7 protein-coding genes and 1 pseudogene are annotated in these 8,628 nt (G+C 70.4%); 6 read left to right on the forward strand and 2 right to left on the reverse strand.

The window, feature by feature from the left end:
• Positions 1-62 precede the first annotated feature (62 nt).
• Positions 63-842 (reverse strand): maleylpyruvate isomerase family mycothiol-dependent enzyme, encoded by a 780-nt coding sequence (locus IEY17_RS19690; protein WP_188989904.1) that lies wholly within the window; start codon positions 840-842, stop codon positions 63-65.
• 321 nt (positions 843-1,163) lie between these two features.
• Here IEY17_RS19690 and uvrA point away from each other — a divergent pair, with 321 nt between their 5' ends.
• The 4 genes and pseudogenes from uvrA to IEY17_RS19705 all read left to right on the forward strand — a co-directional run bounded on the left by uvrA (position 1,164) and on the right by IEY17_RS19705 (position 5,717).
• Positions 1,164-4,025: an excinuclease ABC subunit UvrA gene (gene uvrA, locus IEY17_RS19695; protein WP_188989906.1), complete on the forward strand. Its 2,862-nt coding sequence runs from the start codon at positions 1,164-1,166 to the stop codon at positions 4,023-4,025.
• A gap of 323 nt (positions 4,026-4,348) precedes the next feature.
• Positions 4,349-4,432: pseudogene (locus IEY17_RS26205) on the forward strand (IS200/IS605 family transposase); the annotation flags it as partial.
• 44 nt (positions 4,433-4,476) lie between these two features.
• Positions 4,477-4,860, forward strand: coding sequence for a cellulase family glycosylhydrolase (locus IEY17_RS25545; RefSeq protein ID WP_229680328.1), 384 nt, complete (start codon positions 4,477-4,479; stop codon positions 4,858-4,860).
• Positions 4,833-5,717 (forward strand): hypothetical protein, encoded by an 885-nt coding sequence (locus IEY17_RS19705; protein WP_229680329.1) that lies wholly within the window; start codon positions 4,833-4,835, stop codon positions 5,715-5,717. The genes IEY17_RS25545 and IEY17_RS19705 overlap by 28 nt, the downstream gene beginning before the upstream one ends.
• 98 nt (positions 5,718-5,815) lie before the next feature.
• On the opposite strand, the gene IEY17_RS19710 is transcribed toward IEY17_RS19705, so the two are convergent.
• Positions 5,816-7,120, reverse strand: a complete 1,305-nt coding sequence (locus IEY17_RS19710) for an amino acid deaminase (protein WP_229680330.1) — start codon at positions 7,118-7,120, stop codon at positions 5,816-5,818.
• A 97-nt stretch (positions 7,121-7,217) separates the two neighbouring features.
• On the opposite strand from IEY17_RS19710, the gene IEY17_RS19715 reads away from it, so the two are divergent.
• The gene (locus IEY17_RS19715) at positions 7,218-7,985 is read left to right on the forward strand and encodes an IclR family transcriptional regulator (protein ID WP_188989908.1); all 768 of its coding nucleotides are present in this window, start codon (positions 7,218-7,220) and stop codon (positions 7,983-7,985) included.
• A 12-nt stretch (positions 7,986-7,997) separates the two neighbouring features.
• On the forward strand, positions 7,998-8,384 hold the full coding sequence (locus IEY17_RS19720; protein ID WP_188989910.1) for a RidA family protein: 387 nt from the start codon (positions 7,998-8,000) through the stop codon (positions 8,382-8,384).
• The last annotated feature ends 244 nt before the right edge of the window (positions 8,385-8,628 follow it).

Genomic DNA, 8,628 nt, shown 5'->3' on the forward strand with positions numbered 1-8,628 from the left:
GCCAGGGTCGCGCGTTCGGCGGGGTCGTGCAGCTCGGGAGCGCCGCCCGCCCAGTGGTCCCGCTACAACCACTCCGGCAGTTCGGGAGCCTCGCCCTGCAGCTCCTGCGGGCCCGAGCGGCCCAGCAGCCACCCGAGCATCGGGCCGGGCGCTCCGCTGACCCGGCTCGGCCGGGACGTGGTGCCGCGCAGCTCCCAGGTGCGCCGGTGATCGCCGAAGTCGACCTCCACCGACAGCGCGGGGACGTCCGGTCGCCCACCGAACTGCTGCACGACGTCCTCCAGCAGCTGCTCCAGGTCGGTCGGCGGCAGGTCGGTGAAGTCCACGTCGTGGTCGAGGTCGACCAGGTGCACCCACACCTCCAGCAGGCGCAGCCGCAGCATGTGGTGCGCGGGCATCGGATCGCCGACCGCGTCGGCGATCTCGGCCGTCCACGCGGCGGCGGGCAGCGTGCGTGTCGCGTACGCGAAGCGCCCGCAGGATGCGGTCAGGTCCTCCAGCAGCAGCCGGTGGCTGCGCGTGGCTCCCTCGGCGATCGCGTCGTCGCGGTCGTCGCCGCTGGCATACATCGGGTGTTCGATGCCGGTCCGTGCCCAGATCAGCAGGTTGGAGAAGGCGTCGGCGTGGCGCGCCAGGTGTGAGATCACGTGCGCGCGGCTCCAGCCGGGCAGCAGGCTCGGCTGCCGTACGGACAGATCGTCGAGGCTCTCGACGGTGGCGAGCAGCCGTTGCGTGGCGCGCTCGATTGCGGCGAGCTGGAGCTCCACGTGCTGGGTCAGCTGGGCGGTCGTCGGGTCGGTGGGTGTGGCCTGGGCGCCGGTCCCCAGAGCGATGTCAGCCATCGGTCTACCTCGCGTGATCAGGGGGAGTCCGCGCGGTGCGCGACGATGAGGTACTGAGCTTAATTGCGCAGGCCACACGGGCGACAGTGCCCATTCTGGGGGAATGTGCGTATCGTCGACAACAGCGGCGGTCGACGCTGCGCACACACCCGGACGAATCAGGCGGGAGCGGTTCGCGCCGAGCCCGGGACGCGGGCTGTCGGGACTGTCGGTGCCCGGGCATAGCATGGGCGCGCGACGTCGCGACCTGCCGATGCCCGGGATCCACGGCCCGCAGCGGCGCGCGTCCACGTCAACACCAGAACTTCCGAAGGGATCACAGTGGCTGACCGCCTCGTCGTCCGCGGCGCCCGTGAGCACAATCTGCGCGGGATCGATCTCGACCTGCCCCGGGACAGCCTCATCGTGTTCACCGGGCTGTCCGGCTCCGGGAAGTCGAGCCTGGCCTTCGACACGATCTTCGCCGAGGGGCAGCGCCGCTACGTGGAGTCGCTGTCCGCTTACGCCCGGCAGTTCCTCGGCCAGATGGACAAGCCCGACGTCGACTTCATCGAGGGCCTGTCCCCGGCGGTGTCGATCGACCAGAAGTCCACCAGCCGCAACCCGCGGTCCACCGTGGGCACCATCACCGAGGTCTACGACTACCTGCGCCTGCTGTACGCGCGGGCGGGCAAACCGCACTGCCCGACCTGCGGGGAGGCGATCAGCAAGCAGACGCCGCAGCAGATCGTCGACCAGGTGCTGGAGATGCCGCAGCGCACCAGGTTCCAGGTGCTGGCGCCGGTGGTGCGCGGCCGCAAGGGCGAGTACGTCGACCTGTTCGCGCAGCTGCAGTCGCAGGGCTACGCGCGCGTCCGCGTCGACGGCGTGGTCTACGGCCTGGACGCGCCGCCGAAGCTGAAGAAGCAGGAGAAGCACGACATCGCGGTGGTCGTGGACCGGCTCACCGTCAAGGCCAGCGCCAAGCAGCGGCTGACCGACTCGGTGGAGACCGCGCTGCGGCTGGCCGACGGACTGGTGCTGATCGAGTTCATCGAGCTCGACGAGAACGACCCGAACCGGGAGCGGAAGTTCTCCGAGAACCTGGCCTGCCCCAACGGCCACCCGCTCGGGGTGGACGAGCTGGAGCCGCGGTCGTTCTCCTTCAACTCGCCCTACGGCGCCTGCCCGGACTGCGCGGGCCTGGGCATCCGTAAGGAGGTCGACCCGGAGCTGGTGGTGCCCGACGAGGACCTGTCGCTGGCCGAGGGCGCGATCGCGCCGTGGGCGGGCGGGCACACCGCGGAGTACTTCACCAGGCTGCTCACCTCGCTGTCGGAGGCCATCGGGTTCCGCATGGACACCCCGTGGCGGCAGCTGCCCACCAAGGTCAAGAAGGCGGTGCTGCACGGCACCAACGACCAGGTGCACGTGCGGTACCGGAACCGCTACGGGCGCACCCGCTCGTACTACGCGAACTACGAGGGCGTCATCCCGTTCCTGGAGCGGCGGCTGGAGCAGACCGAGTCCGACTACGCCCGGGAGAAGTACGAGGGCTACATGCGGGACGTGCCGTGCCCGGCCTGCGACGGCGCTCGGCTCAAGCCCGAGGTTCTCGCCGTGACGATGACCAACACGGAGTTCGGCGAGCTGTCCATCGCCCAGGTCTGCGCATTGAGCGTGCGCGAGTGCGCGGAGTTCCTCGGCGGGCTGGAGCTGGGGCCGCGGGAACAGATGATCGCCGGGCCGGTGCTCAAGGAGGTACAGGCCCGGCTGGGCTTCCTGCTCGACGTGGGCCTGGAGTACCTGTCGCTGGACCGCCCGGCGGGGACGCTGTCCGGCGGGGAGGCACAGCGCATCCGGCTGGCCACCCAGATCGGTTCCGGCCTGGTGGGCGTGCTGTACGTGCTGGACGAGCCGTCGATCGGGCTGCACCAGCGCGACAACCACCGACTGCTGGAGACATTGAGCCGACTGCGGGACCTGGGCAACACACTGATCGTCGTCGAGCACGACGAGGACACGGTGCGCAGCGCGGACTGGATCGTCGACATCGGGCCGGGCGCGGGCGAGCACGGTGGCCAGGTGGTCCACAGTGGACCATACAAGGACCTGCTGGAGAACGAGAAGTCGCTGACCGGCGACTACCTGGCGCGGCGCAGGCGAATCGCGGTGCCGCAGGTGCGGCGGCCGCGGGACCGCAAGCGGCAGTTGACCGTGGTCGGCGCGCGCGAGCACAACCTGCGCAAGATCGACGTGTCGTTCCCGCTGGGCTGCCTGGTGGCGGTCACCGGCGTGTCCGGGTCCGGCAAGTCGACGCTGGTCAACGACATTTTGGCCGCGGTGCTGGCGAACAAGCTCAACGGCGCCCGCCAGGTGCCCGGGCGGCACACCCGGGTCAAGGGCCTGGAGCACGTGGACAAGCTGGTGCAGGTCGACCAGTCGCCGATCGGCCGCACCCCGCGGTCGAACCCGGCCACCTACACCGGGGTGTTCGACCACATCCGCAAGTTGTTCGCGGCCACCACCGAGGCGAAGGTGCGCGGCTACCAGCCGGGCCGGTTCTCGTTCAACGTCAAGGGCGGCCGGTGCGAGGCGTGCGCCGGCGACGGCACGCTGAAGATCGAGATGAACTTCCTGCCGGACGTGTACGTGCCGTGCGAGGTGTGCAAGGGCGCCCGGTACAACCGGGAGACCCTCGAGGTGCACTACAAGGGCAGGACGATCGCCGAGGTCCTCGACATGCCGATCGAGGAGGCGGCGCGGTTCTTCGAGCCGATCACCGCCATCCACCGGCACCTGAAGACCCTGGTCGACGTCGGGCTGGGCTACGTCCGGCTGGGCCAGCCCGCGCCGACGCTGTCCGGTGGTGAGGCGCAGCGCGTGAAGCTGGCCAGCGAGCTGCAGAAGCGCTCCACCGGCAAGACGGTGTACATCCTCGACGAACCGACCACCGGCCTGCACTTCGAGGACATCCGCAAGCTACTCGGCGTGATCAACGGCCTGGTGGACAAGGGGAACACGGTGATCGTCATCGAGCACAACCTTGACGTCATCAAGACCGCGGACTGGGTCCTGGACATGGGCCCGGAGGGCGGTTCCGGCGGCGGCACCCTGGTCGCCGAGGGCACCCCGGAGGAGCTGGCGGAGATCGACGAGAGCTACACGGGACGCTTCCTCGCCCCGGTCCTCGCCGAGAGCTGACCGCCACAGGGCCCGGCTCCACGTCGGCGGAACCGTAGAGGTCCGCCAGGGTCCGGCGCGGTGCACGGATTCCGCGACGTCGTGCCGCGGCCCGGGTGGTCACCTCGGTCGGCCGGGGACTCCGGGGCGGGTCTGCCACCGGTGCGCCGGCGGAAACCTGCGCCTGCCCGTACTCGTGGAGCGAGATCGGCACCAGCTGGTACAGCGGATAGCCCATCATGCCGACCAGCAGCAGACCAGCGGTGCCAGTTGACGTCCTCTCCTGCCTGAAGGCGGGAGATTTCTACTACGCGACGTGCGCGTTCCGGTGGGTTCCTGCTTCACCGAAAGTCGCCGTATCGAAGCTGGTCAACAGCCTCGAAGGCGTCTCCTCGCGGCTACTGCGGAAGAAGTTCGAGGTCCTGCGCCTTACCGGTAGAGCAGCGCGGTCATTCAGCGTCCTTCGAGGACGGTGTTCATCTGCCGGGCTGCCGTAGGCGCGGACCCGAACTGGGGCAGCGGCGACGAGCGCGACTGGTTCGCCGCAGCGCAGCGCGCCGGGGACCGCATCCTCACCGAGGCCAATCCGAACCTGCTGATCATCATCGAGGGGATCAACTGGGTCGGCATCCCGGTGGACGGGCTGCCACACGGGCGGCCGACGCTGGCACCCGCGCGGACCCTGTCGCACACGCTCGTCAGCTCCGGAAAACTGGTCTACTCGGCGCACTTCTACGGCTACACCGGACCGAACCACAGCGGCGCAACGGGTCCCGGCGAGACGCACGACCCGCGCTACCAGGACCTGACCGCGAGCAGCTGTACAAGGTGCTGCGCCGGCAGGCGTTCTTCGTGACCGAGGAAGGGCAGCACTTCACCGCGCCGCTGTGGGGCAGCGAGTTCGGCGTGGGCGGGCGCGACGAGCAGGACCCGAAGACGCGCGCCTGGTTCGAGAACTTCGTCGACTTCCTGATCAGCACCGACACCGACTTCGCCTACTGGCCGCTGGTCGGCTGGCATGAGAACCGGCAGGGCAACGGCTGGGCCCTGGTGCACTGGGACCGCGCGGGCAACCGCATGTTCCTCGACGACGGCGACGACTGGCGCGCCGCGGCGTGGCACCGGCTCGTCGACGCCAAGGCAGGCAGCGCACATCCCACCGCATCGTGGCGGATGCTCGCCGTGGACCACGCGGATTACGTCCAGTCTGCCCGGATGCGCCGCGAACCGGACTGGGACCCGGGCGCGCGCAAGGCCGTCTGCCCGGACGGGCTGCGGCTGGTCGGCCTGAGCCACACCGGCTCCCGCGGGCTGTGCAGCGACTCCGGTGCGGTCGCGGACTGGACCGCGGGCTACCAGGTGGTGCGCGACGAGCGGCACGTCACCGAGGACTGGGCGCCCGGGTTCACGAAGTTCCAGTGCCCGCCGGACTCCTTCGTCATCGGCTACGCGGTGCGCGGCGGCGACCTGTCGTCGGCGCTGTGCGGCAGGGGCGCCGAGCAGGTCGGCTCGGCGGGCCGCGTGGTGTGGTTCGACCGAGAAGACGCCCGCCCACCGGATCCGCGCGGCGGCGACTTCGCCGAGGGCCGCCACAAGGGCCAGTGCGCGGACGGCGAGTACATCGCGGGAGTGGCGTGGAGCGCCCGCCTGGATTCCCCGGCGAAGGAACCCGACGCGCTCCTCTGCCGCACCTGGTGGAATCCCGAGGCATGACGGCAGACACCGTCCCCCGGAGGGTGGCGGAGCGTGCCGCGGTCAGCCGTGGAAGGTGAGGGCGGCGCGGACCACGATGTCCACAGTGCCGCCTCCCGTCAGAAGTAGGTGCGCACCAGGTCGACCACCACGTCGCCGTCCACCACGGGAATCAGCGTCCACTTGTCGAACACCGTGCAGGGGTGGGAGAGGCCGAAGCCCATCCAGTCGCCAACCTGCGGGTCAGCGCCGTCGAGCGCCAGGAACGCGTGCTGGTCGGCCAGCGCCCTGACGTGGCACGAGCCCGTGGCGAGCTCCCGGGTCCGCCCGTCGGCGCCGCGGATCACCTGCGGTTCCGGCAGCCCCAGGTCGAACGACACGTCACGGCGGCCCATGGTCAGCAGCGCCAACCCCGGTTCGGGACGTGAGGTGACCTGCGCCCAGATGCGCATCGCGGGGCGGAACGGCGCTTCCTCACCCGCCAGCCGGTGTTCCCGGCTGAACGGCGACCGGACCCGGTAGAAGCCGTCGTCGTGCAGCAGGTAGCCACCGCTGCGCAGCACCGGCACCACCGGCAGGCCCTCGGGCCAGCCCGCGGTCAGCGCCTCGGCGACCTGGTCGAAGTACGCGCTGCCGCCGGAGGTCACGATCACCTCGTCCAGCCCGGCGAAGTAACCTGCGTCGGCGAGTTCGACCACCAGGTTCCGCACCTGCTGCAGATAGCTGTCCACAACGGACAGCGAGGCGGTGTCGACGTCATGGGAGACCGCGCCTTCGTAGCCGGCGACGCCGACCAGGCGCAGCGCCGGGGACTTCGCCACCGCGTCGGCGATCTCCCGCGCCTCCGCGAGGGTGCGCGCGCCCGTGCGGGCGCCCTCGGCACCCACCTCCACCAGGACATCGACCGGCCGGGACGGGCTGCCCAGCGCGTCGGTCATCAACTCCACGCCGCGCAGCGAGTCGACGAAGCAGCTGACGGAGAACTCCGGGTGCGCGGCGAGCTCCGCGGCGAGCCAGCGCAGCGCGGCCGGGTCCACCAGCTGGTTGGCCAGCAGGATCCGCTCGACGCCGAACGCGCGGTACACCCGCAGCTGGCTGGCGTTGGCCGCGGTGATGCCCCACGCGCCGTGGTCGAGCTGCCACTGGAACAGCTGCGGGGCCATGGTGGTCTTGCCGTGCGGCGCGAGCTGGAGGCCGTGCCGCGCGCACCACTGCGCCATCGTGCGCAGGTTGTGCTCCATCGCGGCCCGGTCGAGTGTGAGCACCGGCCCGACGAAGCCCGCCTCGAACAGCTTCGGGCGCTGGGCGAGGAACTCGCCGACGGTGCTGCCGAACGACGCCGTCGGCATGCCCTTGAAACGCCAGTCGATGCGTTCGTCGTGCAACGCGCGCACCGCCGCGGTGTCGATCCCCCGTACCGACACGGAGCCTCCTATTGCTTAAAATGCAACGCTGGTTGCATAAAGTGCCGGACAGGTGTGTACCATTCGCCGCGCAGCGCGTCAACGGACGGAGAACCGGGTGAGCCAAAGCCTCAAACGCGGCCTGGCCATGCTGACCGCGCTGGCCGCTGGCCCCCGTACGCTCGACCAGCTCGCGCAGCTCCTCGGTGTGCACAAGTCCACCGCGATGCGCCTGCTGCGCACCCTGGAGGCGGGTCGCTTCGTCCGGCGCGAGGACGTGCACCACTACCGCCTGGGCAGCGCCCTGTTCGACCTCGCCCACCAGGCGCTGGAGGACCTGGACGTACGCGGCGTCGCCCGCCGTCACCTCGTCGAGCTGGGCGAGCTCAGCGGGCACACCGTGCACCTGGCGATCCTGGAGGACGACCAGGTCGTCTACATCGACAAGGTGGACAGCAAGCACCCGGTGCGGATGTACTCCCGCATCGGCCGCCGCGCCCCCGTGCACTGCACCGCCGTCGGCAAGGCGCTGGTCGCGGACTGGCCCGCGCAGCAGCGGCGGCAGTTCGCCGAACGGCTCGCGTACCCGAAGCTGACCGCCAACACCCTCGACTCCGCCGAGGTGTTCCTCGCCGAACTGGACCGGGTGCGCGCCCGGGGCTACGCCGTGGACCGCGGCGAGCACGAGGACTTCATCCACTGCGTCGGTGCGCCGATCCGCAACCACCGCGGTGACGTCGTCGCGGCCGTGTCGCTGTCGGTGCCCAAGGTGCTGCTGGACCTCGACGGCCTGCTCCGCCTCGTCGACGACGTGCTGCGCACCGCCGCCGAGGTGTCCACCGAACTGGGGTGGCAACGTCCACCCCGGAACCACCACTCGCACTAGGAAGGAAAACCGATGGCCAGGATCGTGGTCAGCACCGACAGGGCCCCGAAGCCGCCGGCGGACATCCCGCTGTCGCAGGGCATCCGCAAGGGCAACATCCTGCAGGTCTCGGGCCAGACCGCGGTGAGCCCGGAGACCGGCCGGCTCGTCGAGGGCGGCGTGGCCGAGCAGACCGAGCAGTGCCTGCGCAACGTCATCGCCGTCCTGGAAGCCGAAGGAGGCTCCCTGGAGGACGTGCTGATGCTGCGCGTGTATCTGACCGACACGGCGCACTTCGCGGAGATGAACGAGACCTACGCCCGAGTGGTCGGCGAACCGTTCCCGGCTCGCACCACCGTCTACGTGGGACTCCCGAAGGGGCTCCTGGTCGAGATCGACGCCCTGGCGGTCCTCGACTGACCATCTCGCAGCGCGTGCTCGGCGGTTGGTCGGCCCAGACGAACCTCTTCGGGTACGCCATGCCCACCGCGACGCCCTCCCACAGCGTGCGCAGGCCGACCTGCCGCGGTGTCTCGCGGGGGGTGTTCCTATGGTTTTGTCAAGCGGCGGCTGGGGGTGCCGGGGGTTGGGTTGTGGGGCGGGTTGGCTGGTAGAGGGTCTTGTTGCGGAGCATGGCGAACAGGACGTCGCAGCGTCGGCGGGC

The sequence above is a fragment of the Saccharopolyspora thermophila genome (assembly GCF_014646075.1).
In the GTDB taxonomy this organism is placed as follows: Bacteria; Actinomycetota; Actinomycetes; order Mycobacteriales; family Pseudonocardiaceae; genus Saccharopolyspora; species Saccharopolyspora thermophila.